Here is a 24,954-nt window from a genome sequence, read left to right on the forward strand (position 1 = left end):
CCCTGCGAACGCAGGGACCACAGCATCGGTTTACCGCAATACCCCATCCAGCACCGGCAGCCCGGCAATCACCGCCAGCGCGATCAGCGCGTAGCAGATGCCGCGAAACACCTTCTCACTCGCGCGGCCGAACAGTGATGCACCGAACGCGACGCCGATCGCATAGACCGGGCCGACGATGAGCGAAAGCGCGAGCGACTCGCGCGAGATCAGGCCCGTGCTCGCGTAACTCACCATCGAGAAGAAATCCGATGCGCCGAAGAACAGCACGATGTTGGCGCGCGCGACGATCGGCGCAATCGGACGGCCGAGCCAATACCCGACGATCGGTGGACCGCCGGTCTGCGCCAGCCCGCTACAGAAGCCGGAAAGGCCGCCGATGCCGACCGAGAGCCAGGTGTGGTCCTTGCCGCGATAGCGCCAGCCCGACAGCAGCAGGAGCAGCAGCGCGGCGACGAAGCAGGAGATGATCCAGCGCGTGGTGACGGGCTCGAGCACGCTGAGAAAATAGGTCCCAAGGGGCACGCCGATCAACGCGCCCAGCACGATCACGGCCGTGGCCTTGCGGTCCGCCTTGCGCCAGGCGTCGGGCAGGAGCGGCGCGGCCGCGACGAAATCGATCACGAGCAGCAAGGCAGCCACGAGCCGCGGCGCAGCGATGCTGCTCGCCAGCGGCATGAAGATCAGCGCCGAACCGAAGCCGGAGAAGCCGCGGGCGGTGCCCGAAACGAACGCGACGGCGCAAAGCGCCATCGCAATGGTGAGGCTGACGTCCTTCGGCAGAAAGTCCGTCAGGCTCATCCGCGAAGAGTGCCGTCGGTCTTCTTCGCGACCTCGGCCACGACCTTCGCGGCCACAGCCTCGATCTCCTGGTCAGTCAGCGTCTTCTCGCGCGGCTGGATCGTGACCGCGATCGCGATCGACTTCTTGCCGTCATCGATGCCCTTGCCCTCGTAGACGTCGAAGACGTTGACCCCGGTGATCAGCTTCTTGTCGACGCCTTGCGCCGCGCGCACGATATCGCCGGCCTTGACTGTGCGATCGACGATAAAGGCGAAGTCGCGCGTAACAGGCTGGAACGCCGACAGCTCGATCGCAGGCTTGGCGCGGGTCGGCTTCTTCTTCGACTCCGGAATGCGGTCGAGGATCACCTCGAACACGATCAGCGGGCCATCGGCGCCGAGCGCCTCGAGCGCGCGCGGGTGCATCTCGCCGAAATAGCCGAGCACGTTCTGCGGACCGATCTGGATCGTGCCCGAACGCCCCGGATGCAGCCAGCCGGGGCCACCGGCGACGATCTGAAGCGCCTGCATCGGCGCGCCGGCAGCGGCGAGCACCGCCAGCGCATCGGCTTTGGCGTCGAACACATCAGCCTGCGCCGAGCCGGACCAGTGCCGGCCGAGACCTTCCGAGGACGCAAACCCGCGGCGTACGCCGCTCGCCGCCATGAACTGATCTTGCGGGCGGTCTCCCCTGAACAGCTGCCCGACCTCGAACAGCGCGACATCGCCAAAGCCGCGATCGGCATTGGCCTGCGCCGCCGCGATCAGCCCCGCGAGCAGCGTCGGGCGCATGTCGGAAAGGTCGGATGCGATCGGGTTCGCCACCTCGAGCTCGCGCTGCCCGCCGCCGAACAATTTTGCCGCAGGTTTTGCGATGAACGACCACGTCACGGCCTCGACCATGCCGCGGCTCGCCAGCGCGCGCCGCGCGCGCCGGGTGCGCAGCTGAAGCGGGGTCAGCACAGGTTTGCGTGCGTCTTCGCCGCGCTCGAACGCTGTCATCGGCACCTTGTCGACGCCGAAGATGCGCACGATCTCTTCGACGATGTCGGCCTTGCCGTGCACGTCGGTGCGCCAGGAGGGGACTGCGACCTTCACTACCGGGCCCGGGCCCGCCATCATGAAGCCGAGATGGGTCAGGATGCGCTTCATCTCCGGCTGCGGCACCTCGATGCCGGACAGACGCTTGACTTCGCTGACCGGGAAATCGATCACGCGGTCATCGCCGAAGGCCTTGCCGACCACGGCGGTCTCGGACGGCGTGCCGCCGCACAAGTCCATCACCAGCTTGGTCGCGAGCTCGAGCCCCGGCACCATGAAGGCCGGATCGACGCCACGCTCGAAGCGGTAGCGCGCATCCGAATTCACACCGAGCTTGCGGCCGGTCTGGGCGATGTTGATCTCGTTCCAGAGCGCCGATTCGATCAGAACGTCGGTGGTGTTCTCGTCGCAGCCCGAGGCCTCGCCGCCCATGATGCCGGCGAGCGATTCGACGCCGTGCTCATCCGCGATCACGCAGATATTGGGATCGAGATTGTAGGTGCGGCCGTCGAGCGCCAGCAGGCTCTCGCCCTCGCGGGCGCGCCGTACGACGAGATTGCCGCTCACTTTCTTGGCGTCGAACACATGTAGCGGCCGCGCGCGATCGAACGTCATGAAATTGGTGATATCGACCAGCGCGTTGATCGGGCGCAGCCCGATCGCGGTCAGCCGCGCCTGGAGCCATTCCGGCGAGGGGCCGTTCTTGACGCCGCGCACGAGGCGCAGCGCGAAGCCCGGGCACAGCGTGGCGTCTTCGACCGTCACTTTCACCGGGCAGGGGAATTCGCCCTTGATCGGCTTGATCGTGGGGTCCTTGAACTTGCCCATGTCGGCAGCGGCAAGATCGCGCGCGATTCCGTGCACGCCTGTGCAGTCCTGCCGGTTCGGGGTCAGGTTGATCTCGATCACGGGATCGCCAAGCGCGGCCCATTCGGCGTAAGCGGCGCCGATCGGCGCGTCCGCAGGCAATTCCATGATGCCGTCATGGTCGTTGGATATCTGCAGCTCGGCCGCCGAGCACAGCATGCCGCGGCTCTCGACGCCGCGGATGGTGCCGACCCCGAGCGTGATGTCCTTGCCGGGAATGTAGGTGCCGGGCGGCGAGAACACGCTGACGAGCCCGGCCCGCGCATTCGGCGCGCCGCACACGACCTGCACCGGCGCGCCACCGTCACCGGTGTCGACCATGCAGACCCGCAGGCGATCCGCATTCGGATGCTGCTCGGCCGAGATCACCTTCGCAATGGTGAAGGGCTTCAGCGCCTTTGCCTTGTCCTCGATGTTCTCGACCTCGAGCCCGATCATGGTGAGCTTGTCGGCGAGCTTTTCCAGGGGCTCGTCGGTGTCGAGATGATCCTTCAGCCAGGAGAGGGTGAATTTCATGGCTGTGTGCCTCGGCTCTTGTCGGTGTTTACGAATTGATCTTGGTCGGTGCCAGTGTTCCCTCCCCCCTTGTGGGGGAGGGTCAGGGAGGGGGTAAGCCGCGCGCTCTGACGGAAGCTGCCTGGCGGATTGCCTCGACAACTCCCTCAAGGTTTGACATCACCTGCTCATTCGTGAAACGCAGAACCTGAAATCCTTCCGCGGCGAAGAACGCGTCGCGGCGCTGATCTGCCTTCTGCCGTTCCTCGAAATTGTGAGATTCTCCATCGAGCTCGATAATTAGCTTCGATGAGAAGCACACGAAATCGGCGATGTAACGCCCGATCGGTGTCTGACGTCGGATGCCCACGCCATCCATGCGATTAGCTTTCAAATATCGCCATAGCAGTGTCTCAGCGTGCGTCATCGTGCGGCGAAGTTGCTTCGCTCGGCTGCGCTGACGGTCGCTCACCACTGTGTGCGGCATCTGCGGCTACCCCCCTCCCTGACCCTCCCCCACAAGGGGGGAGGGAACGGAAAGGGTCTTTGTGGAATTGCTCCCAGCGCTGATCATCACGAACTCAATCCCCCCGCCAACGTCGGTACCTCCAGCGGCTTGAAGCCGTAATGGGACAGCCAGCGGACGTCGCTGTCGAACAGCTGGCGCAGATCGGCGATGCCGTATTTCAGCATGGCGATGCGGTCGATGCCCATGCCCCAGGCAAAGCCCTGGTACTCGTCGGGATCGATGCCGCAGGCGCGCAGCACGTTCGGATGCACCATGCCGCAGCCGAGAATCTCCAGCCAGTCCTCGCCCTCGCCGAAGCGGATCTCGCCCTTGTCGCGACGGCACTGGATGTCGACTTCCAGCGATGGCTCGGTGAACGGGAAGAACGAGGGACGGAAGCGCATGTTGATGTGGTCGACCTCGAAGAACGCCTTGCAGAACTCGTGCAGGATCCATTTGAGGTGGCCGAGATGCGAGTGCTTGTCGATGACGAGGCCTTCGACCTGGTGGAATTGCGGCGTGTGGGTCGCGTCCGAATCGATGCGGTAAGTGCGACCCGGGCAGATCACGCGAATGGGCGGCTTCTGGCCCAGCATGGTGCGCACCTGCACCGGCGAGGTGTGGGTCCGCAGCAGCATGCGCGAGCCGTCTTCCTTCGGATGAAAGAAGAAGGTGTCGTGCATTTCGCGCGCGGGATGGCCTTCCGGAAAATTCAGCTTGGTGAAGTTGTAATCGTCGGTCTCGATATCAGGGCCTTCGGCGACCGAGAATCCCATATCGGCGAAGATCGTGGTCAGCTCGTCCCAGACCTGGCTCAGCGGGTGGATTCGGCCGGCTTCCGCCGGTGCCTCGCGCAGCGGCAGGGTGACGTCGACGGTCTCGGATGCGAGCCGCGCATCGAGCGCCGCCGACTTCAGCACGTCGCGCCGCGCCGCAAGCGCCTGGCTGACTTCGTCCTTGGCCTGGTTGATCGCCGCGCCTTGCGTCTTGCGCTCGTCCGGCGACATCTTGCCGAGCGTGGCGAGCAGCGCCGAGATCGAACCCTTTTTGCCGAGGGCTGCAACACGCACGGCTTCGAGCGCAGCCTCATCGGCAGCCGCGGCGATGTCGGCGATGATCTGGTTCTGGAGCTGGACAAGATCGGTCATGGCAATCCCTTTTGGCCAGGATGCTGAGCCGATGATCCTAGCCCGTCACACCCGGCGCGCTGCCGGGCATCCACGTCTGAGAAGTATGCGCAAGAGATGACGGCCGGGGCAGTAAGGCGGCAAGACGCGCCTCTGCCCGGGCCATCACAAGCTGAACGCTGTGCAGAGCACAGTGGAGGACCGCTACGCCGCCAGCGCGGCGTTGGCCCTGTTACGCCGCAAGGGCAGCCTTAGCCTTCTCGGCGATCGCCTGGAACGAGGCGGGCTCGTTGATCGCGAGATCCGACAGCACCTTGCGGTCCACGGTGATGCCAGATTTGGCGAGGCCGTCGATAAATCGGCTGTAGGTCAGGCCGAACGGACGGACTGCGGCGTTGAGGCGCTGGATCCAGAGCGCGCGGAATGTCCGCTTTTTGCGCTTGCGGTCACGGAAGGCATATTGCATGGCCTTCTCGACCGCCGGCTTGGCGGCGCGGATGGTGTTCTTGCGGCGGCCATAGAAGCCCTTGGCGGCCTTGTAGACTTTCTTGTGCTTGGCGTGGGCGGTCACACCGCGTTTGACGCGAGACATGACAAAAATCCTTCAGAGATGACTTCGGTTTCGGATCGCCGCGCGAACGCGGCGCGAGGTGGCAGTGATCGTGGACGCGGTCAAGCGTTCGGCAAGAAGTACTTCTTGACGTTGTCGCCGTCGGTCTTGAACAGCACGCGGGTGCCGCGGAGCTGACGGATCTGCTTCTTCGTCCGCTTGATCATGCCGTGACGCTTGCCGCGCTGGGCGTGCATCACTTTGCCGGTGGCAGTCACCTTGAAGCGCTTTTTAGCGCCCGATTTGGTCTTCAGCTTGGGCATTTGGCTCTCCTATGGCCGCAACAGAAATCCGCCCGTGAAGGCGGCTGGCCGTCTAAAATGCTCGTTAGAGCGTTGATTGTGCTCAGGTTTTGCGAACGAGCGCGAAACCCGCACGAAACACCGCCACGGCAGCCCTTAATCAGCCGGGCGATGAAGGCTGGGCTTATGACAGAGCGGGAGCCAAATGGCAACGATGAACCGCCGGAACTCTAGCCGCCGACTATTTGGGGTTGCTACCCCAATGTCCACGCCTCATGTCCGGAGCAGGACCCAATGGCCCATTCCCGCGATCGATTTCCTCTTTCTCGAGCTTTGCGCGCCCGCGCCGCCTGGCGCTGCTCGCAACTGGCAGGCGAGGAGAAGCTGACAAACCAAACGGCCCGCCGGAGATCCGGACGGGCCGTTGAAGTCTCAGTCCCAAAGAGCCGGTCAGCGCGGCGCCAGAACCATCACGACCTGGCGACCCTCGAACCTTGCGTCCTGCTCGACCTTGGCGAGCTCGGCGACGTCGGTTTTGATCTTGTCCAGAAGCTTGGTGCCGATCTCCTGGTGCGCCATTTCGCGACCACGATAGCGCAGCGTGATCTTGACCTTGTCGCCCTCTTCGAAGAACCGCTGCATCGCGCGCATCTTCACGTCGTAATCGTGATCGTCGATCATCGGACGGAGCTTGATCTCCTTGATCTCGACGGTCTTCTGCCGCTTGCGGGCTTCGGCGGCTTTCTTCTGAGCGGAATACTTGTACTTCCCGTAGTCCATGATCTTGCAGACGGGAGGGCTGGTATTCGGCGAAATCTCGACCAGATCCATGCCGGCTTCCTGAGCCATCTTGATGGCCAGGACCGTCTCGACCGTGCCTTTGTTGTCACCGGTTTGATCGATCAGCTGGATCTGCGCATTGCGGATATCATCATTGATGCGCGGCCCGTCTTTGCTGGCAGCGGGCGGAGCTTTATTAGGACGGCGAATGGGTGGTTCTCCAAAGTTGTGAAGGAAGCGGCTATCTTGAAGGAAGATGCGTTTGCCGGCAAGCAAGTCGCTCGTGCGAGAGGCGAAAAACCCTCAAATGCGAGGCATTTTGGCCACGCCCGTTGGCACGCAGACGACATAGACACCTTGGTTCTGTTCCGCAAGCGTCCCAAACGGCCAATGCCGAGGTCGGATTGTGCTGGCGGACGTGTCCAAACAGCTCAAACCGCACAGCCAGAGTAAACGTTCCATGACCGATGCAATTTCCGATATCGTGCTCGACTTCATCACTGTGGGCGACGGACCGTTGGCGCGCAGGATTGCGGTGCGCCGCCGCGCCGGAAAAGGCCCCGGGCTGGTCTGGCTCGGCGGATTCAAATCGGACATGCAGGGCAGCAAGGCCGTGGCGCTAGATGCCTGGGCCGGGGAGCACGGCCGCGCAATGGTCCGGTTCGACTATTCCGGTCACGGCGAATCCGGCGGCGATTTCGCCGATGGAACCATCGGACGCTGGCTGGAGGAGAGCCTAGCAGTGTTCGAGCGCTTCTGCGCCGGCCCGCAAATCCTGATCGGCTCGTCCATGGGCGGCTGGATGGCACTGCTGCTCGCGCGCGAGATCAAGAAGCGCCAAGAGACGCAACAGGCCGTGGCCTCGCTGTCCGGTCTCGTCCTGATCGCGCCGGCGCCCGACTTCACCGAGGAGCTGATGTGGAAGAACTTCTCGCCGGCGGTGAAGAAAGAGATCGAGACCAAGGGCCTCTGGCTGCGGCCGTCGGACTATGGCGACGGCTCGCCCTATCCGATTACGCGAAATCTGATCGAGGAGGGGCGCAATCACCTGGTGCTCGGCAGCGCCATCGATCTCGGCTGCTCGATCCGCATCCTGCAGGGCGCGAAAGATCCCGACGTGCCATGGCAGCACGCCTTCGCGCTGACACATCGCCTGCCGGCTGACGACGTCGTGCTGACCATGATCCAGGACGGCGATCACCGCCTCTCCCGCCCGCAGGACATCGCGCGCATTCTTGCGGCGGTCGCGGAGATCGGGTGAAGATGTTCTTTCTTCCTTCTCCCCTTGTGGGAGAAGGTGGCGCGAAGCGCCGGATGAGGGGTTGTTGCCGCGAGTCCGAATGCGAATTGGACTCGCGGAAGCAACCCCTCACCCGTATCAATCGCGCAAAGCGCGATTGATACACCCTCTCCCACAGGGGGCGAGGGGAAGAAAAACATCGGGAGCAACGCCAATGTCCATCACCGCCATGCTGCGCGCCTTCTGCGACGCTGTTGAACAGCGCAACGGCAAGGCGTTCGTCGAACTGTTCACCGAGGACGGCATCTACCACGACGTCTTCTACGGTGTCTTCACCGGTCGCGAGAAGATCGCCGAGCTGATCGACGACTGGTTCTATCGCACGGCGGCCGATTTCCGCTGGGACATGCACGATCCCGTCACCGACGGCACCACGCTCTATGCGCGCTACACCTTCAGCTATCGTTCGACCCTGCCGGAAGCGAATGGCGCGCGGGCGATGTTCGAGGGCGTGGCGATAATGACGCTGCGTGAGGGCAAGATTGCCAGCTATCACGAAGTTGCCAACACTGCGCCGGCGTTCGTCGACCTGAAGTTTGCGCCGGAGCGGATTGCAAAGATCGTGGCCAAGCAGGGCGCCGAGCTGAAGGCGCGCCCGGAAATGCAGCGGCATTTGGCGTAACTGTCTCCATTCGTCATTCCGGGGCGCGCCCCTTGGCGCGAACCCGGAACGACGAGTAGAGAGAGCGCTACCGCTTCGACGGATTCGCCATCGGCTTGCGCTGCGCCAGTGCGGCGACCGTGGCGGTGCCGATCGGTCCCTGTTCGTCATAGAGCCAGCATTCGCCGATCGCGACGCCATCGGTAGCGTGATGGTTCACCACCTCGAATCCGATCCAGTTTGTGATCGGCAGGCGATGCAGATAGATCGTGACGTCGCTGTTGATGTAGCCGAGCCCCCTGTCGCCGGCATTGGCAAACGGGCTGGCGAAATCGGCACCAACAGCGACATGGACGAACGGCGTCATCGCCACGCCCGCGACGAGCTCGCGCACCTCGCTCATCCAGAGCCGGCGCGGGCCGAGCGAGCCCATATGGCCGACGATCGGGCGCGTCGTCCATTTGCCGTTCATGCCGAGCCTGGGATCGGTGGGCTTGGGAATGTCGGCCGGTTTCGGCACGTCCCAGTTCGGCGGTGACCAGACATTGCCTTCGGGATTTTGTGTCTTGCGCAGCAGCTGGCAAGACGCCCGCGCCATGCTGACGCCGCCAGAAACAAACTCCGCCTCGACCACGCGGATGCGCAGGCCGTCGCGCACCAGGCGCGTCGTCACTTGAATGGGCTTGTCGATGGTCGGTAGCCGAAACATATCGACGGTGAGCCGCGCCGGCACGAATTCGGGGCCGGAATGACGCTCCTCGATGACGAAGCCGAGCAGGCCGATGATGACCCGTCCGTGCAGCGATTTCGGATCCCAGGGACCGTTGGAGACTTCCGTCGGATGGAATGTGTCGCCGTCGCGGGTAAAGAAAGGCATGCTTGTCATGGCGCGCGAGATTGAAGAAACGCGCGGGGAAATCAAGATCCCGATCCTCATGGTGAGGAGGCGCGAAGCGCCGTCTCGAACCATGCAGGCCCCGCTGCGGCAGCTCGGCCTTGATCCTTCGAGATGCCGCTGCGCGGCTCCTCAGGATGAGGAGCTAACCGTGCTTTCTGCGCGCCACTCCTCACGAACACTCTCGTCGGGCTCGCGATCGAGAACCTGCAGCCTCATCTCGGCAAACGCCTCCCGCTCCACCAACTGCCCCAGCGCCCACGCCGCCGCCCCACGCACCAGCGGGCTCGGATCGTCGAGCAATCGCCGCGCCTCCGCAGACAGCGCCGGCTTCCCGGAATTGCCAATCGCAATCAGCACATTCCGCAAGAACCGGTCGCGCCCGATGCGCTTGACCGGCGACTTCGTGAACAGCGTGCGGAATGAAGCATCGTCGAGCCGTGCGAGTTCGGCGAGCGACGGCGCGCGCAGCTCGTCACGCGCCGCGAGCTTGGCCTCGCGACCCTCCTGCGCGAACTTGTTCCAGGGGCAGGCGGCAAGACAATCATCGCAGCCATAGATTCGATTGGCCATGGCTTTGCGAAATTCGCGCGGGATCGGACCCTTGTTCTCGATGGTGAGGTACGAGATGCAGCGCCGCGCATCGAGCTTGTAGGGTGCAGGGAACGACGCGGTCGGACAGATGTCGAGACAGGCCCGGCACGAGCCGCAATGGTCGATCTCTGCGTCGTCGCGCGGCAGCTCGAGCGTGGTGTAGATCGCGCCGAGGAACAGCCAGGAGCCGAACTCGCGCGAGACGAGATTGGTGTGCTTGCCCTGCCAGCCCAGATGCGCGGCTTGCGCCAAGGGCTTCTCCATCACGGCCGCGGTGTCGACGAACACCTTTACGTCCGACGGCGCGGTCGCAACCAGCCAGCGCGCCAGCGCCTTCAGCCGCTTCTTGATCAGATCGTGATAATCGTCGCCTTGCGCATAGACCGAGATCGCCGCATGCGTGCGCTGCTTGAGGATCGCAAGCGGATCCTGGTCGGGGCCGTAATTGACGCCGAGCATGATCACCGAGCGCACATCCTGCCACAGCCCGCGCGGATCGACGCGGCGCTCAGGGCTCGCGGCCAGCCAATCCATGTCGCCATGGCCGCCGGAGGCGATGAATTCAAGGAAGTATTTTCCGGCGCTCTCGATCGTGCCGGGTGCAGTGATGCCGATGCAGTCGAAGCCGAGCGCGCGTGCTTTGTGCGCCAGCTGTGTCTTCAGTGCAGTCGGATCGGAATTCAGAAATCCAGGTCCACGTAAGTCCGCGACGCCGGCACCCCGGCCAGCCATTCGCTGAGGAGCGGACGGAACGACGGGCGGGATTTCACCCGCGCGTACCACGCCTTTGCTGCGTCGTCCTCGCTCCATGGCACGTCGCCCAGATAGTCGATCGCCGAGAGATGCGCCGCGGCGGCGAGATCCGCGTAGGTGAGCCGGTCGCCCGCGAGGAAGTTACGCGTCTGCGCCAGCCAGCCGATATAGGCCAGATGATAGCGCACGTTTGCCTTGGCCGCGCGCATCACGTCGGCCGAAGGCGGGCCGCCGCCGTCCTCCTCGCTCATGAACCGCTTGTAGATGCGCTCGGTGACGAGAGGGTGCGAGACCTCCTCGAAGAATTTTTCGTTGAACCAGGCCATCAGCCGGCGCACCTCGACACGCTCGGTGATGCTTTCCGGCATCAGGCGCTTGGCGCCCATCGCGGCGCCATAGGCCTCGTCGACATATTCGGCGATGATCGCCGCGCCCGGTATGGGCGGCTGCTCGTCGTCCACCAGAACCGGTGTCGTGCCGGCCGCATTGAGCAGCAGAAACGCCTCGCGCCGCTCCCAGCTGCGCTCTTCGACCAGCTTCAGGTCGAGCCCGTATTCGCCCACGATCAAGCGAATGAAGCGCGAGTGCGGACAGAACGGATGATGAAACAGCGTAAACATGAAGCCTTTGACTATTTGATGGTGCTTAAGAATCCATCAATATTTGTGCGGCGCCACACTAGTCCTTCAAAACCGCGAAGCAAGGGCGTGACGTCGCATTTTGCGATTGCGGCATGGGGGCGAATAGGCGAGAAGAGCCCCGCTTTTCCAGCGGAAATGGACCGTAATATGTCAGACGCAATACGGGCAGTGATCCTCGGCATCATCGAGGGGGTGACCGAGTTCCTTCCCGTGTCCTCGACCGGCCACCTCTTGCTCGCGGAGCGCTTCTTCCATCTTGGTGAAGGTGCCTTCTGGGATTCGTTTACGGTTCTGATCCAGCTGGGTGCGATCCTCGCGATCGTCGGGCTCTATTTCAGGAAGCTGTGGGACGTCGCGATTGGCCTGTTTACGGGCGATGCCTATGCGCGCCGCTTCGTGATCGGCGTGCTGGTCGCGTTCCTGCCGGCCGTGATCGTCGGCCTCCTCGCCGGCAAGTACATCAAGAGCGTGCTGTTCAATCCGTGGGTCGTCTGCTTCACGCTGATCGTCGGCGGCGCCATCCTGCTCTGGGTCGACAAGCTCGCGCTCAAGCCGCGCGAGCATGAAGCCACCAAGTTTCCGCTGCTGATGTATCTCTATATCGGCATCGCGCAGTGCGTGGCGATGATCCCGGGCGTGTCGCGCTCCGGCGCCAGCATTTTGGCCGCCATGCTGCTCGGTGCGGACAAGCGCGCGGCGGCGGAGTTCTCGTTCTTCCTCGCCATCCCCACCATGATCGGCGCGTTCGCCTACGACTTCTACAAGAACCGCGCCGAGATGACGATGGATCATATGAACATCGTCGCGATCGGCTTCGTGGTGTCGTTCATCACCGCGATCATCGTGGTCAAGACGTTTTTGAGCTACGTCACCCGACACGGTTTCGTGCTGTTCGCCTGGTGGCGCGTCATCATCGGCACGCTCGGCCTGATCGCGCTGGCGCTGGGGCACTAAGTTCGAGGTACCCCTAGCCCGGATCGAGCGTTCCGCTTCACCTCTCCCGTAGGGAGAGGTGGGCACTGAGACGCTTGGTTGGGCCGGCGTTCTCAACGCAATATAAGCTTTTGGCCGGTAGTCAGTCTCCAGCCCAGGGCCGCGCGCCCGGCACAGGAGCTGAACCATGACCCTCGTCAGCGGCTGGGGGCGTTTTCCGGTCGTCGATAGCGACGTGCTGCGGCCGTGCTCGTTCGCGGCCGTCGGCGAGGCTGTCTCGGCCGGCACCGTCGCGCGCGGCAATGGCCGCGCCTATGGCGATGCCGCGATCGGCGCCGCCAGGACCGTCGCGATGACGGGGTTCGACAGGGTCAGGTGGTTCGATCCCGCGAGCGGGCGCATCCGCCTCGAGGCCGGCGTGCTGCTGTCGGACCTGATCGAGACATTCGGCCCACGCGGCTTCCTGCCCTTCGTCGTGCCCGGCACGCGCTTCGTGTCGATCGGCGGCGCAATCGCGGCCGACGTGCACGGCAAGAACCACCATTGCGAGGGCGGCTTCGGCCGCTACGTCGACAGCATTTTGCTGCGCACCGGGCAGGGCGAGGTGATCGAAGCCTCGCGCGAGCAGAATTCCGATGCGTTTTTCGCGACCGTCGGCGGCATGGGCCTGACCGGAATCATCCTCGAGGCGACGATGCGGTTGCGGCCGGTCGAAACCGGATGGATCCGCGAGCGGGTGATCTCAGCGTCCGACCTCGATGCCGCGATGCGCGCACTCGACGCGGGCGATGCCGCGACCTATTCGGTGGCCTGGATCGATTGCGCGGCGCGAGGACGCGATCTCGGCCGCGCGCTGATCTTTCTCGGCGAACACGCCGGCAGAGACGAACTCGCCGCTGGCGCCGCTGCGTTTCCGGTCGGCAAAGATCCCAGCCTCGGCGTGCCCGTCGATCTGCCCTCGATCACGCTGAACCGCCACAGCATCCGCGCCTTCAACGAGCTGTACTATCGCATGGGCGCGCGGCGCGCCGGCGGCAGCCAAGTGGTCTCGCTCTATCCGTATTTCTTTCCGCTCGACAGCCTCAAAGACTGGAATCGCATCTATGGCAAGCGCGGCTTCGTCCAGCATCAATGCGTGATTCCGGAGCAGGGCGCGCGCGAGGTGCTCGACGACATCCTCCAGCGCGTCGCGCGTCGCGGCGATGCCTCCTTCCTCGCCGTGCTCAAGAAGCTCGGCCAGGGCGACGGCATCCTGTCGTTTCCGCTGCCCGGCTACACGCTGGCGCTGGATTTCCCGCTGAAGGGCGACATCCTGAATTTCCTCGACGAGATCGATCGGCTGGTCGTCGCTGCCGGCGGGCGGCTGTACCTCGCCAAGGATGCGCGCCAGTCGCGCGCGACGTTCGCGGCCGGCTATCCCGCCTTGCAGCGGTTCAACGCGATCCGCAGATCGCTCGATCCCACAGGCAACATCCGCTCGAAGCTTTCACAACGCCTGTTTGATGAGGTTTAGTCCGTGACGTCACGCAAGTCCGCAATTGTGCTGGGTGGCTCCTCCGATGTCGGCCGCGCCGCGGCGCGCGCTTTCGCCAAGGCGGGATACGACGTCGCGCTCGCCGGCCGCGACGTCGCCGCGCTGGAGCGGGATGCCGCCGATCTGCGCGCGCGTTACAATATCGAGGTCGGTCTTCACAAATTCGATGTGCTCGACACCGCGTCATTCGAAAGCTTTGTCGCCGGCCTGCCGGCGTTGCCTGATGTCGTGGTCTCGATCGTCGGCCTTTTGGGCGTGCAGGAGAACGCGCAATCCGATCTCGCCCACGCCACCACGATCATGCGCTCCAACTACGAAGGCCCGTCGCTGATCCTCGGCCTATTCGCCGAAAAATTTCTGGGCCGCGGCACTGGCACGATCGTCGGAGTATCCTCCGTTGCCGGCGATCGCGGCCGCGCCTCGAACTATGTCTACGGCTCGGCCAAAGCGGGCTTCTCCGCCTTCCTGTCCGGCCTGCGTGCCCGCGCCAGCCGCGGCGGCGTGCATGTCGTCACCGTCAAGCCCGGCTTCGTCCGCACCAAGATGACGGAAGGCATGAAGCTGATCGGCCCGCTCACGGTGGAGGCGCCGGTGGTCGGCGATGCGATCCTTCAGGCGGTCGAGAGGAAAATCGACGTCGTTTATGTCAGCGGCAAATGGCGCCTCGTGATGCTGATCATCAAGACGCTGCCGGAAGCGGTGTTCAAGAAGCTGAAGTTTTGACGTGTAGCCGCACCGGCGGTGCGCTCCCTCCCCCGCTTGCGGGGGAGGGTTGGGGAGAGGGTGCTTCCACAGAGAGACTCTCCCCAAGAGGAGAAAGCCCTGACCCGGATTGGTTCGCAATCCGACCTCACCCGCAAGCGGGAGAGGCAACCAAACCTCACGCGCTCTTGCGCTGGAACTGGCCGGCCGCGCGGAAGCGCCAGAGATATTGCGGGGCGATCGCCTCCAGCGAATCCGGCGTGATGCCGAGCCCTTCCAGCGTCAGGCCAGCGGCCTTCGCTGCATCCGACACGACATTGTCGCGTTCGAGCATCGTGACCTGGTCCGGCGTCAGCTTCAGCGCACCCGGCGCGAATTGCAGGAAGGCAGCCTTGAAGCGGGCGAGCCCAAACGGCAGCGGAATCAGCATTCGCTCGCGGTCCGTGATCTCGAGGATGGTCTCGATGATCTCGCGCATGCTCAGCACCTCCGGCCCGCCGAGCTCATAGGTCGCGCCGGCCTTGGCCTTGCCATCGACGGCATCGGCGATCGCGGTGGCGACGTCGCCGACATAGACCGGTTGCATCCTGGTCTCGCCGCCGATCAGCGGCAGCACCGGCAACATTCGCCCCAGCGCGGCAAAGCGGTTGGTGAACTGGTCCTCGGGCCCGAACATCACGGAGGGGCGGAAGATCGTCGCCGACGGCGCGGCGGCCAAGACCGCGACTTCGCCGGCCGCCTTGGCCTTGGCATAGCGCGACGGCGATTCCGCGTCGGCGCCGATCGCGGAGACATGCACCAGGCTGGCGCCGGCGGCGGCCGCCGCCTTGGCGACGGTCTCGGCGCCCTTGGCCTGGACGGCGTCAAAGGTCTGCTCGCCGCTCTCGGTGAGGACGCCCACGAGGTTGATCACGACATGCGAATCGCGCAGCGCCGCCTCGACCGAGGCCGGGTAGCGCAAATTGGCCTGCACGGTGTGGACCTGCCCGACCTTGCCGGAGGGCTGGAGATATCCGGCGAGTTCCGGCCGCCGCACCGCGACCCGGATCCGGTAATCGCGCTTGCACAGGGCGCGGACGACATTCCGGCCCAAAAACCCCGATCCGCCGAAAACCGTGACGAGCGTGTCCAGATTCGATGCCATGGGGTCGGTTCCTGCAGGTGGGTAAGGGGTTGTCAGGCTTGTATCGGGCCGGTTTGCGATGCGCAATCGGCATCCCGCAACAGGCTTCACGCATGAATTGACAACGGCGTCACCGAACCGTAGTAACCGCCTCCGTGCCCCAAACGGCATGCCCAGGTGGTGGAATTGGTAGACGCGCTGGCTTCAGGTGCCAGTGGCTTAACGGCCGTGAAGGTTCGAGTCCTTTCCTGGGCACCATTTGCAAGATTTGACGCAAAATGGGGCTGCTTCCGATCAGTCGCGATGGTAGCCGACGATCCAAGCACCGACTTGGCCTCGTCCCTTGCTGGGACAGATCAGCCCGTCCGCCCTCACACCACCCGCTTTCCCGCCCGCTCCGCCACCGCCTTCTGCACAAAGTACATCGCGCCCAGCGCGACGATCGTGGTCGCGACCACGACGTAGCCGAGCCGGTCGAAATGGATCAGCGAGCCGTCCGCCGCTTGGGCGATGATGGCGGCGGCGAGCACTGAGCCGAGCCCGCCGGAGAGTTGCTGAAGCGAGGCGCTGACCGCGCTGAACGAGCCGCGCTGGCTCGGATCGGGAATCGCCGACATCAGCGCCTGTGACGGGATCATGCGCGAGAAAATGCCGACGAACATCAGGACGTTGACGAGGATCGCGGTCGCCAGCGAGACGTGGCCGAGATGGGTGTAGGTCAGCACCATGATCACCGACACCACGCTGCCGAACACGAAGGTCGGGTATTTGCCGAACGCGTCGCTCGCCCTGCCGACCAGAGGCCCCGTGACGATGCTGAACAGGCCGGAGACGAGATAGATCGTCGGCAGATGCGCAATGTCGATGCCGAGATTGTGCACGGTGAAGGCGCTGGAGAACGGCATCAGCATGTACCCGCCCGTCGCCAGCAGCGTCGTGACGGCGAAGGCCAGCGTATAGCGCTTCTGTCCGACGGTGGCGATCAAATGCCGGAACGGGTTTCTGTCCTGCTTCAATTTCAGATGCGCATCGACCGGCTCCATGGCGAAGGCGATGACCGCGATCGCTGCGATCGACACCACGACGATCGCAGCGAAGCAGACATGCCAGCTCCAGTGATTGGCCAGAAACAGCCCGGCGGGAATGCCGAGCACCTGGCTTGCGGCAAACGCCGTCTGGATGAAGCCCATCACGCGGCCGCGCAGCTGCAGCGGAAACAGGTCGGTGATGATGGCGAGCACGACCGAGCCGATCACGCCGCCGAACAAACCGGTGACGATCCTGCCGAGCAGCAGCACATGGTAGTTCGGCGCGGCGGCGCAGAGCATGGTCCCGAGCGTGAAGCCGACATAGAAGAACAGCAGCAGGCGCTTGCGATCGAATCGATCGGCAAAGCCGGCGGCCAGGATGCCCGAGATCCCCGCGCTGAACGCGTAGGCCGACACCGCGACGCCGAACTGCCCGGCCGTGATGTCGAGCGCAGGCATCAGGATGGCGCCGAGCGGCGACATGATGACGAAGTCGAGGATGATCGTGAATTGCGTGAACGCGAGCAGCGCGATGAGGAGCGCCTGATAGCGCGAAAAGCCGCGTTGGCGTTCCTGGGGGTCGTTGACGGCCGCGGCGAGCGTCTGTTCGGTCATGGCACCTGATTCAGCGTAAGCGCGGCGGGGCGCGCGAAACTGGCAGATAGGGTGGACGGCGACGATGTCCACGGGTGCAGGCAAAAGCTCTGCCGTAAGGGGAGGCGCGGAGCAGGTTGTGGGATCCGGGCAACAGGGCGCCCGCGCGAACCGCCCGCTCCTGTCTGGGGGAATTAAGCCGCCCTTAGCGAATGCTCCTCTAGGCTCGCGAGCATCCATTTCCCCTGCTCCCCGGCCTTTGGGCCGGTCATTTTGCGGCAAGTAAGAGCGTTTCCGGATGGAGCAGCCTGCCTGGCAAGATTCTGGCGCCCCAACACCGTCCGCAATTGCGGCGGCTGGGCCGACGCTTGTGATCGATCTGGAAGGCGCGCTGCTGCGTTCCGAACTGCTGATGGAAGCGCTGTTCAGTGCGCCCGGCCGCATGATGGCCCGCTTCGGCGCCGGCGGACGCCCGGGTATGGCCGCGCTCACGGACATCCTGGCGCAGGCCGAGATCGACTATGCCCATCTGCCCTATGATTCCGATGTGCTGAATCAGGCGCTGGCGGCGCGGGCGCAGGGCGCGAAGATCTATCTTGTCGCCGGACGCTTCGCCGATCATGCGGCGGGCATTGCCGCACATCTTGGCTTTGACGGCGTCGTGCCGCCGGCCGATCTGGCTGCGGGCCATACGCTGCCGCTCGATCGCGGCGCGATCGAGCGGATCGAGAGCCGCGGCCACAGCCACGTCAGCTGGAAAACCTGGGCCAAGGCCCTGCGCGTCTATCAATACGCCAAGAACACGCTGGTGTTCGTGCCGGCGCTCACCGCGCATCAGATGAACCTTGCAACGCTCGGCTATGCATTGCTGGCGTTCATGGCGTTCTCCGCCTGCGCGTCGGGCGCCTATCTGATGAACGATCTCCTGGATCTTTCGGCCGACCGGCAGCATCCGACCAAGCGCCATCGCCCGCTCGCGGCCGGCGATTTGCCGATCTCCGCGGCGCTAGCAGCGATTCCTGCGCTGTGGCTGTTCGCGCTCGTCGCCAGCCTCTGCATCTCGCCTCTCTTCCTGGGCGTGCTCGGCGCCTATCTCGTCACCACGATCGCTTATTCGCTCGCGCTCAAGCGCAAGATGCTGGTCGACGTCGTGACGCTGTCTGGCCTCTACAGCTTGCGCATCATTGCCGGCGCCGTCGGTGTCGGGGTGGTGCTGTCGGAATGGCTTTTGATCTTCTCGCTGTTCGTGTTCACCTCGCTGGCGCTCATCAAGCGTTTCAGCGAGCTCAGCATGCGCGAGAGCGCGGGCCTCGCCGATCCTTCCAACCGCGATTACAGGATCACTGATCTGCATGTCATCGCCGCGATGGCGGCGGCGAGCGCGATGAACGCGGCAACCGTGTTCTCGCTTTACGTCTCCTCCTCCGCGGTGACGCCGCTCTACAGCCGTCCCTGGATGCTGTGGCTGCTCAACCCGCTGCTGCTGTACTGGTTCGGCCGCGCCCTGATGATGGCGCACCGCCGCGAGATGCCTGACGATCCGATCATCTACGCTTTCCGCGACGGCCCCAGCCGCATCGCGGTGGCGGCGATGATCTGCATCATGCTGGCGGCGATCTGACCGGACCCGTAAGGTCACGGCCGGCGCTTGCGCGGCCCGCCGTGAGTGGATACATCGCGGGTAATCCCGATTAGCCTATTCTGCCGACAGACCATTCGAGGTTTTGAAACGCCATGACCGTACGCCTGCATCGCGGCGACCTGCCCGACCTGTCCCGCTACACCGCAGCGGTGGCGATCGACACCGAGACCATGGGCCTCAACCCGCACCGCGACCGGCTCTGCGTGGTGCAGCTCTCGCCCGGCGACGGCAGCGCCGACGTGGTGCAGATCCCCAAGGGGCACACCGACGCGCCGAATTTGAAGGCGCTGCTGGCCGATCCCGCCATCACGAAGATCTTCCATTTCGCGCGGTTCGATATCGCGGTGCTGTATCAGACCTTCGGCGTCATGACCGGGCCGATCTACTGCACCAAGATCGCCTCCCGCCTGACCCGCACCTATACCGACCGCCACGGTCTGAAGGACCTGGTGCGCGAGGTGCTCAACATCGACCTCTCCAAGCAGCAGCAGTCCAGCGACTGGGGGTCCGACAGCCTGAGCGAGCCGCAACTCGCCTATGCCGCCTCCGATGTGCTGCATCTGCACGGCCTGCGCGAGCGGCTCGATGCCATGCTGGTGCGGGAAGGCCGCTCCGCGCTGGCGCAAGCTTGTTTCGACTTCCTGCCGACCCGCGCCCTGCTCGACCTCCAGGGCTGGGCGGAAGAGGACATTTTCGCGCATTCCTGATGCCGCTCGTGGCCGCTAGGGTCAGGGCTGCCGCCCCGTTTCGGACACTTTCGTAACGGCCTGTCGCCGGCTGCATATTTTGGCGGCGCCGGGTACAATGGGGCGTCGTTCCACCGGACAAGGCGAGCGCCACTTCAGGAGCCCAGGTGAATCAGGAGTCCAGGTGAATTCGGCCCAGAATCCCACCTACGACGCCGCGCTTGCGGCGAAGTTTGCCAGCGCGGCGCGCCACAGCCGCTTGGTGCGGATTCTGCGCGTCGCGGTGCCGGGCGCGGTGCTGCTGTCCATGGCCGCCATCGTCGGCGTGTCGGTCTTCAATCCGTTCCGCATGCTGATGCCGAAGCTGCCGCTCGACTCCGGAAACCTGGTGGTGTCGGGCACCAAGATCACCATGGAAACGCCGCACCTCGCCGGCTTCACGCCGGACCAGCGGCCCTACGAGCTCTGGGCCAAGACCGCGACGCAGGACATCACCGACCCTGATCATGTCGACCTTTCGGATCTGCGCGCGAAGGTGCTGATGGAGGATCAATCCACCCTGTTCCTCGACGCCCGCACCGGCCGTTTCGACAACAAGCAGCAGCAGCTCGAACTGCACAAGGACATCTTGCTGCGCACCTCGACCGGCTACGAGGCGCGGCTGAACTCGGCCTTCGTCGACATGAACAAGGGCACGGTCACCTCCGACGAGCGCGTCGACGTCAAGCTGACCAACGGCACGCTGACTGCGGACCGGCTGCGGATCACCGAGGGCGGCGATCTCATCCGCTTCGAAGGCAATGTGGTGATGCACCTGGATAAGCTGGACGATCCCGCCGCCGCACAGCCTGCGCCCCCGGCCGAGCCTGCGCCACCTGCAAAGACGCGTATGCCTCAGAACAAGTCTGCCAATTCAAAGTGATTTCAATGATCAGTTTTTTTTCGCGCAGCGACAAGAAGCGGAGCGCCGTCCTCGGCACAGCCGTGCTTGTCGCCGCCGTCATAGCGGTGGTCGCTGGCGGGGCCGCCATTGCACAGAGCACGATGCAAGGCGTGCCCAACGCGATGCAGGGCTTTTCGCAAAACCGCGACCAGCCAATCCAGATCGAGGCCGCCTCGCTCGAGATGCGCGACAAGAAGAAGGAGGCGACCTTCGCCGGCAATGTGAAGGTCGTGCAGGGCGACACCACCATGACCTCGAAGACGCTGGTGGTGTTTTACGAATCGGGCGGCGGCGACAAGCCGGCCGCGCCGCAGCCGGCGGCGAAGGGCGCGAAGGCGGCACCGATGCAGTCGGCAACGCCCGGCCCAGGCGGCAGCTCCGCGATCAAGCGGCTGGAGGCGCGCGGCAATGTCGTGGTCACTCAGAAGGACCAGGTGGTAACGGGCGAGACCGCCGTGTTCGACACCAAGACCAACCTCATCACCATGCTCGGAGGCGTGGTCTTGACGCAATGCAAGAACGTGCTGCGCGGCGACCGCCTGATGGTCGACATGACCACGGGCGTGTCGCGCGTGGAATCCGAGAGCGGCCGGGTCCAGGCCCTGCTGCCGCAGGGCGGCGGCAATGATTGCGGCCAGGGCGCCAAACCCGGCAACGCGCCGCCTCTGCAGTTGCCAGGCGCAAGTAAACAAAAGTAAATTCAATCACTTGTCTCGGATGCTCTCGAGACGAGGTTGAAGCTTGCCCAGCAAGACTGTATCTAGCGCGAAGGGCTTTCGAAGCGGGGTTCGCCGCTTTTCGGGCGTGTTTCACTGGGCATGAGACATCCCTCACTCAGGCTGCAGCGGCGGATCGCAAAGGCCGGTGCGGCAGATCGCGGGATCACGCGCGGATCATCGTGCAGGATTGTCGTGCAGGATCGTCGTGAAAGGCTAGAAGGCGGGGATGGTCGATCTCTTCAGCATGTTCCGTCGGCGACCCGCCAAACGCGGCCGGCCAGGATTTGCGCGTCAGGACATCACCGCGCTCGGTGACAATGTCGGCGGTCTCGTCACCAGCCCGGTGCGGGATGCGCCGCCGACCGCCCGGAGCCAGCCGATGCGTGCGCCCGACCAGTTCCAAGGAGACCATCAAGCCGACTATCAAGCCGAGCCGCCGCGTCCACAGGCGGTTCACCCGGTCACGGCTGGCAGCAGATCCACTGGTACAGGCGGGCAGCTGCTGCGGCGGCCTGGCTTCCTGGCTGTGCACAGTGTGGAAAAGGCCTTCGGCAGCCGTCAGGTGGTGCGCGGCGTCAGCATCTACGTGCGCCGCGGCGAAGCGGTCGGCCTGCTCGGCCCGAACGGCGCCGGCAAGACCACCGTGTTCTACATGATCACCGGCCTGATCAAGGCCGATCGCGGCGCGATCGAGCTCGACGGGCACGATGTCACCAAGCTGCCGATGTATCAGCGCGCGCGGCTCGGCATCGGCTATCTGCCGCAGGAGGCCTCGATCTTCCGCGGCCTCACCGTCGAGCAGAACATCCGCGCGGTGCTCGAAGTGGTCGAGCCCTCGCGCAAGAAACGCGAACACCAGCTCGATTCGCTGCTCGACGAGTTCAACATCACGCGCCTCAGGAAATCTCCGTCGATCGCGCTGTCAGGCGGTGAGCGCCGGCGCGTCGAGATCGCGCGCGCGTTGGCGACGCGGCCAAACTACATGCTGCTCGACGAGCCCTTCGCCGGCATCGATCCGATCGCGGTCGGCGATATCCAGGACCTCGTCCGCCATCTCACCAATCGCGGCATCGGGGTCTTGATCACCGACCACAATGTGCGCGAAACGCTCGGCCTCACCGATCGTGCCTACATCGTCTATGCCGGTGAAATCCTGACCGAGGGTACCCCGGATGAGATCGTCGCCGATCCGGACGTGCGCCGGCTTTACCTTGGCGAGGAATTCCGCCTCTAGTTTGTTTTTGCGCGGCGTCAAGGCGTGTACATCGGGCCCGGACTAGGATAAGCAAAAATCGGACCAATTTTGGGAACGGTTCTTGCTTCATGGCGCTTACGCAGAGATTAGAGTTCCGGCAATCGCAGTCGCTGGTCATGACGCCGCAGCTGATGCAGGCGATCAAGCTGCTGCAATTGTCCAATCTCGATCTCACGACCTTCGTGGAGGAGGAACTCGAGCGTAACCCCCTGCTGGAGCGGGCCAATGACGAGGCCGGCGGCGCTGAAGCGCCCGCGGAGGTCAGCCAGTTCGGCGATGGCGACGAAGGCGGCCAAGGTGAAGGAGTTGGTGACGACGGCTTTGGCGGCAGCGCGGAGGCGTTCGAGCCTGGGCAGGAAGAATGGATGAGCAAGGATCTCGGCACCCGCGCCGAGATCGAGCAGACCCTGGACACCGGCCTCGACAACGTCTTCTCCGAGGAGCCGGCCGAGGCGGCCGCGCGCAATGCCCAAGATGCCGCGCCGACCACTTACACCGAGTGGGGCGGTGGTGCCTCCGGCGATGAACCCTACAATCTCGAAGCGTTCGTCGCGGCAGAGAGGACCCTGTCGGACCATCTTGCCGAGCAGCTCTCGGTTGCCTTCACCGCGCCGGCGCAGCGCATGATCGGCCAGTACCTGATCGACCTCGTCGACGAGGCCGGCTATCTGCCGGGCGATCTCGGCCAGGCCGCCGAGCGTCTCGGCGCATCGCAACAGGACGTCGAGGAAGTCCTTGCCGTGCTGCAAAAATTCGATCCACCCGGCGTCTGCGCGCGCAATTTGAGCGAATGCCTGGCGATCCAGCTCCGCGAGCTCGACCGCTACGATCCGGCGATGCAGGCCCTGGTCGAGCATCTCGATCTTCTCGCCAAGCGCGACATCGCGTCCTTGCGCAAAGTCTGCGGCGTCGACGACGAGGACATCGCCGACATGATCGGCGAGATCCGCCGCCTCAATCCCAAGCCCGGCATGAAGTTCGGCTCGGCGCGGCTGCAGACCATGGTGCCCGATGTCTATGTCCGCCCCGGTCCCGACGGTGGCTGGCATGTCGAGCTCAACAGCGACACCCTTCCGCGCGTGCTTGTCAACCAGACCTACTATTCCGAGCTGTCGAAGAAGATCGGCAAGGACGGCGACAAATCCTACTTCACCGATGCGCTCCAGAACGCGACCTGGCTCGTGCGCGCACTCGACCAGCGCGCCCGCACCATCCTGAAAGTTGCAACCGAGATCGTGCGCCAGCAGGACGGCTTCTTCACCCATGGCGTGGCACATTTGCGGCCGCTCAATCTGAAGGCCGTCGCGGACGCCATCCAGATGCATGAATCCACGGTGTCGCGCGTTACCGCCAACAAATACATGGCGACCAATCGCGGCACGTTCGAGCTGAAATATTTCTTTACGGCCTCGATCGCCTCGGCTGACGGCGGCGAGGCGCATTCCGCCGAAGCGGTGCGGCACCACATCAAGCAGCTGATCGATTCGGAAGCGCCTACGGCAATCCTGTCGGATGACACCATCGTGGAACGCTTGCGCGCTTCGGGCATTGATATTGCCCGCCGCACGGTCGCGAAGTACCGCGAAGCCATGCGCATTCCCTCTTCGGTGCAACGCCGCCGCGACAAGCAGAGCGCTCTTGGTAACGTCCTCGCCACCGCAATGTCCGATCGCCCCCGCAACACCGAGCCGGCCTGATTGCGCTGGCGCGAAATCGCGCTACTCTCGATGTCCCATCGAGACCGATCCAAGCTAGGCACTTGAACCAAGCGAGGCATCACATGACTCTTCGAATTTCGGGAAAGAGCATCAGCGTCGGCGAGGCCCTGCGCGGCCGCGTTGCCGAGCGCACGGATGAGGTGCTGCGCAAATATTTCGACGGCAATTATTCCGGTCACATCACGCTGAGCAAGGACGGCTTCGGCTTCCGCACCGATTGCGCGCTGCATCTCGATTCGGGAATCACGCTGGAGGCCGATTCGAACGCGCCGGATGCCTATGCCAGCGCCGACCAGGCGCTGGTGATGATCGAGAAGCGGCTGCGCCGCTACAAGAATCGCCTCAAGGACCGTTCCGCCCGCAAGGCCCATGCCGCCTCCGAGGCGATGGCGGCGCTCGATGCCACGAGCTATGTGCTCGAGGCGCCCGAGGGCGAGGACGAGGTCGCCGGCTACTGCCCCGTCATCATCGCCGAGCAAACCACCTCGCTGAAGCGCCTCTCGGTCAGCGAGGCCGTCATGGAACTCGACCTGAGCGGGGCACCCTGCCTGGTCTTCCAGCACGGCTCCTCGGGCCGGGTGAACATCATTTACCGCCGGGCGGATGGCAATGTCGGCTGGATCGACCCGCCGGGGGCCAAGGGGGACGGTAAGTCCGATGTTTAGGGCCGAGACCCGGGCTCCGTACCATCCCGGGCCTTTAACAATGTCCGTGGCAAAGCCGCACGCGGGAGTTGGCACCGGGATTGCGTTGGAGTAGAAGCGCCCCACATCAGGACCGGGGCTAAGTCCGCCTCCTGCTTCATGTTATTGACGTCGGCGCAGCTTGGTCTATCAAGCTG

Annotated in this window: 24 protein-coding genes and 1 tRNA gene; 13 read left to right on the plus strand and 12 right to left on the minus strand. The window is 64.3% G+C overall.

Annotation, left to right across the window (positions count from 1 at the left end):
- Window positions 1-30: 30 nt before the first annotated feature.
- From IVA87_RS03485 to infC, 7 genes are all read right to left on the minus strand, one after another.
- Window positions 31-801, minus strand: a complete 771-nt coding sequence (locus IVA87_RS03485) for a sulfite exporter TauE/SafE family protein (RefSeq protein ID WP_247295022.1) — start codon at window positions 799-801, stop codon at window positions 31-33.
- A complete protein-coding gene (pheT, locus tag IVA87_RS03490; RefSeq protein WP_247295024.1) occupies window positions 798-3,206 on the minus strand; it encodes a phenylalanine--tRNA ligase subunit beta in 2,409 nt (802 codons plus the stop codon). Before pheT ends, IVA87_RS03485 begins: the two co-directional genes overlap by 4 nt.
- An 82-nt stretch (window positions 3,207-3,288) precedes the next feature.
- Window positions 3,289-3,672 carry an endonuclease domain-containing protein gene (locus IVA87_RS03495; RefSeq protein WP_247295026.1) on the minus strand — a complete coding sequence of 128 codons (384 nt, stop codon included), beginning with the start codon at window positions 3,670-3,672 and terminating at the stop codon, window positions 3,289-3,291.
- A gap of 86 nt (window positions 3,673-3,758) precedes the next feature.
- Window positions 3,759-4,841, minus strand: coding sequence for a phenylalanine--tRNA ligase subunit alpha (gene pheS, locus IVA87_RS03500; protein WP_247295028.1), 1,083 nt, complete (start codon window positions 4,839-4,841; stop codon window positions 3,759-3,761).
- 211 nt (window positions 4,842-5,052) lie between these two features.
- Entirely contained in the window at window positions 5,053-5,412 is a 360-nt protein-coding gene (gene rplT, locus IVA87_RS03505) for a 50S ribosomal protein L20 (protein WP_247295030.1), read from the minus strand.
- Between the two features lie 80 nt (window positions 5,413-5,492).
- Window positions 5,493-5,693, minus strand: coding sequence for a 50S ribosomal protein L35 (gene rpmI, locus IVA87_RS03510; protein WP_008539890.1), 201 nt, complete (start codon window positions 5,691-5,693; stop codon window positions 5,493-5,495).
- 429 nt (window positions 5,694-6,122) lie between these two features.
- A complete protein-coding gene (gene infC, locus IVA87_RS03515) occupies window positions 6,123-6,662 on the minus strand; it encodes a translation initiation factor IF-3 (protein WP_247276617.1) in 540 nt (179 codons plus the stop codon).
- Between the two features lie 250 nt (window positions 6,663-6,912).
- On the opposite strand from infC, the gene IVA87_RS03520 reads away from it, so the two are divergent.
- Together IVA87_RS03520 and IVA87_RS03525 are read left to right on the plus strand one after the other, a co-directional pair.
- Window positions 6,913-7,713 carry an alpha/beta hydrolase gene (locus tag IVA87_RS03520; protein ID WP_247295033.1) on the plus strand — a complete coding sequence of 267 codons (801 nt, stop codon included), beginning with the start codon at window positions 6,913-6,915 and terminating at the stop codon, window positions 7,711-7,713.
- Between the two features lie 193 nt (window positions 7,714-7,906).
- Window positions 7,907-8,374, plus strand: a complete 468-nt coding sequence (locus IVA87_RS03525; protein WP_247295036.1) for a nuclear transport factor 2 family protein — start codon at window positions 7,907-7,909, stop codon at window positions 8,372-8,374.
- Window positions 8,375-8,441: 67 nt separating this feature from the next.
- Here IVA87_RS03525 and IVA87_RS03530 read toward each other — a convergent pair whose 3' ends face one another.
- The 3 genes from IVA87_RS03530 to IVA87_RS03540 form a co-directional block, all read right to left on the minus strand.
- Window positions 8,442-9,239 (minus strand): acyl-CoA thioesterase domain-containing protein, encoded by a 798-nt coding sequence (locus IVA87_RS03530; RefSeq protein WP_247295039.1) that lies wholly within the window; start codon window positions 9,237-9,239, stop codon window positions 8,442-8,444.
- A 141-nt stretch (window positions 9,240-9,380) separates the two neighbouring features.
- Window positions 9,381-10,574 (minus strand): tRNA epoxyqueuosine(34) reductase QueG, encoded by a 1,194-nt coding sequence (gene queG / locus IVA87_RS03535; protein ID WP_247332721.1) that lies wholly within the window; start codon window positions 10,572-10,574, stop codon window positions 9,381-9,383.
- The gene (locus IVA87_RS03540) at window positions 10,523-11,215 is read right to left on the minus strand and encodes a glutathione S-transferase family protein (protein ID WP_247332722.1); all 693 of its coding nucleotides are present in this window, start codon (window positions 11,213-11,215) and stop codon (window positions 10,523-10,525) included. Before IVA87_RS03540 ends, queG begins: the two co-directional genes overlap by 52 nt.
- A gap of 168 nt (window positions 11,216-11,383) precedes the next feature.
- On the opposite strand from IVA87_RS03540, the gene IVA87_RS03545 reads away from it, so the two are divergent.
- The 3 genes from IVA87_RS03545 to IVA87_RS03555 all read left to right on the plus strand — a co-directional run bounded on the left by IVA87_RS03545 (window position 11,384) and on the right by IVA87_RS03555 (window position 14,426).
- Window positions 11,384-12,190 (plus strand): undecaprenyl-diphosphate phosphatase, encoded by an 807-nt coding sequence (locus tag IVA87_RS03545; RefSeq protein WP_247332723.1) that lies wholly within the window; start codon window positions 11,384-11,386, stop codon window positions 12,188-12,190.
- Window positions 12,191-12,356: 166 nt separating this feature from the next.
- Window positions 12,357-13,682 carry an FAD-binding oxidoreductase gene (locus tag IVA87_RS03550; RefSeq protein WP_247295048.1) on the plus strand — a complete coding sequence of 442 codons (1,326 nt, stop codon included), beginning with the start codon at window positions 12,357-12,359 and terminating at the stop codon, window positions 13,680-13,682.
- A gap of 3 nt (window positions 13,683-13,685) precedes the next feature.
- A complete protein-coding gene (locus tag IVA87_RS03555) occupies window positions 13,686-14,426 on the plus strand; it encodes an SDR family oxidoreductase (RefSeq protein ID WP_247295050.1) in 741 nt (246 codons plus the stop codon).
- 157 nt (window positions 14,427-14,583) lie between these two features.
- On the opposite strand, the gene IVA87_RS03560 is transcribed toward IVA87_RS03555, so the two are convergent.
- Window positions 14,584-15,549 (minus strand): complex I NDUFA9 subunit family protein, encoded by a 966-nt coding sequence (locus IVA87_RS03560; protein ID WP_247303950.1) that lies wholly within the window; start codon window positions 15,547-15,549, stop codon window positions 14,584-14,586.
- 150 nt (window positions 15,550-15,699) lie between these two features.
- Between IVA87_RS03560 and IVA87_RS03565 the strand changes: the two genes are divergently transcribed.
- Window positions 15,700-15,786: transfer RNA gene (locus IVA87_RS03565), tRNA-Leu, on the plus strand.
- A 113-nt stretch (window positions 15,787-15,899) separates the two neighbouring features.
- Here the strand turns inward: IVA87_RS03565 and IVA87_RS03570 are convergent.
- On the minus strand, window positions 15,900-17,171 hold the full coding sequence (locus IVA87_RS03570) for an MFS transporter (protein ID WP_247303948.1): 1,272 nt from the start codon (window positions 17,169-17,171) through the stop codon (window positions 15,900-15,902).
- Window positions 17,172-17,520: 349 nt separating this feature from the next.
- Here IVA87_RS03570 and IVA87_RS03575 point away from each other — a divergent pair, with 349 nt between their 5' ends.
- The 7 genes from IVA87_RS03575 to raiA all read left to right on the plus strand — a co-directional run bounded on the left by IVA87_RS03575 (window position 17,521) and on the right by raiA (window position 24,778).
- A complete protein-coding gene (locus IVA87_RS03575; protein WP_247332725.1) occupies window positions 17,521-18,771 on the plus strand; it encodes a UbiA family prenyltransferase in 1,251 nt (416 codons plus the stop codon).
- A 113-nt stretch (window positions 18,772-18,884) separates the two neighbouring features.
- On the plus strand, window positions 18,885-19,499 hold the full coding sequence (locus tag IVA87_RS03580; protein ID WP_247276537.1) for a ribonuclease D: 615 nt from the start codon (window positions 18,885-18,887) through the stop codon (window positions 19,497-19,499).
- 163 nt (window positions 19,500-19,662) lie between these two features.
- Window positions 19,663-20,400, plus strand: coding sequence for an LPS export ABC transporter periplasmic protein LptC (gene lptC / locus IVA87_RS03585; RefSeq protein ID WP_247303943.1), 738 nt, complete (start codon window positions 19,663-19,665; stop codon window positions 20,398-20,400).
- Window positions 20,401-20,405: 5 nt separating this feature from the next.
- Window positions 20,406-21,119, plus strand: a complete 714-nt coding sequence (locus tag IVA87_RS03590) for an LptA/OstA family protein (protein WP_247332727.1) — start codon at window positions 20,406-20,408, stop codon at window positions 21,117-21,119.
- A 247-nt stretch (window positions 21,120-21,366) separates the two neighbouring features.
- Window positions 21,367-22,374 (plus strand): LPS export ABC transporter ATP-binding protein, encoded by a 1,008-nt coding sequence (gene lptB, locus IVA87_RS03595; protein ID WP_247303939.1) that lies wholly within the window; start codon window positions 21,367-21,369, stop codon window positions 22,372-22,374.
- An 89-nt stretch (window positions 22,375-22,463) separates the two neighbouring features.
- Window positions 22,464-24,092, plus strand: a complete 1,629-nt coding sequence (rpoN, locus tag IVA87_RS03600; protein ID WP_247303936.1) for an RNA polymerase factor sigma-54 — start codon at window positions 22,464-22,466, stop codon at window positions 24,090-24,092.
- An 83-nt stretch (window positions 24,093-24,175) separates the two neighbouring features.
- Entirely contained in the window at window positions 24,176-24,778 is a 603-nt protein-coding gene (gene raiA / locus IVA87_RS03605) for a ribosome-associated translation inhibitor RaiA (protein WP_247332729.1), read from the plus strand.
- The last annotated feature ends 176 nt before the right edge of the window (window positions 24,779-24,954 follow it).

It is taken from the genome of Bradyrhizobium sp. 147 (assembly GCF_023073935.1).
GTDB lineage: Bacteria > Pseudomonadota > Alphaproteobacteria > Rhizobiales > Xanthobacteraceae > Bradyrhizobium.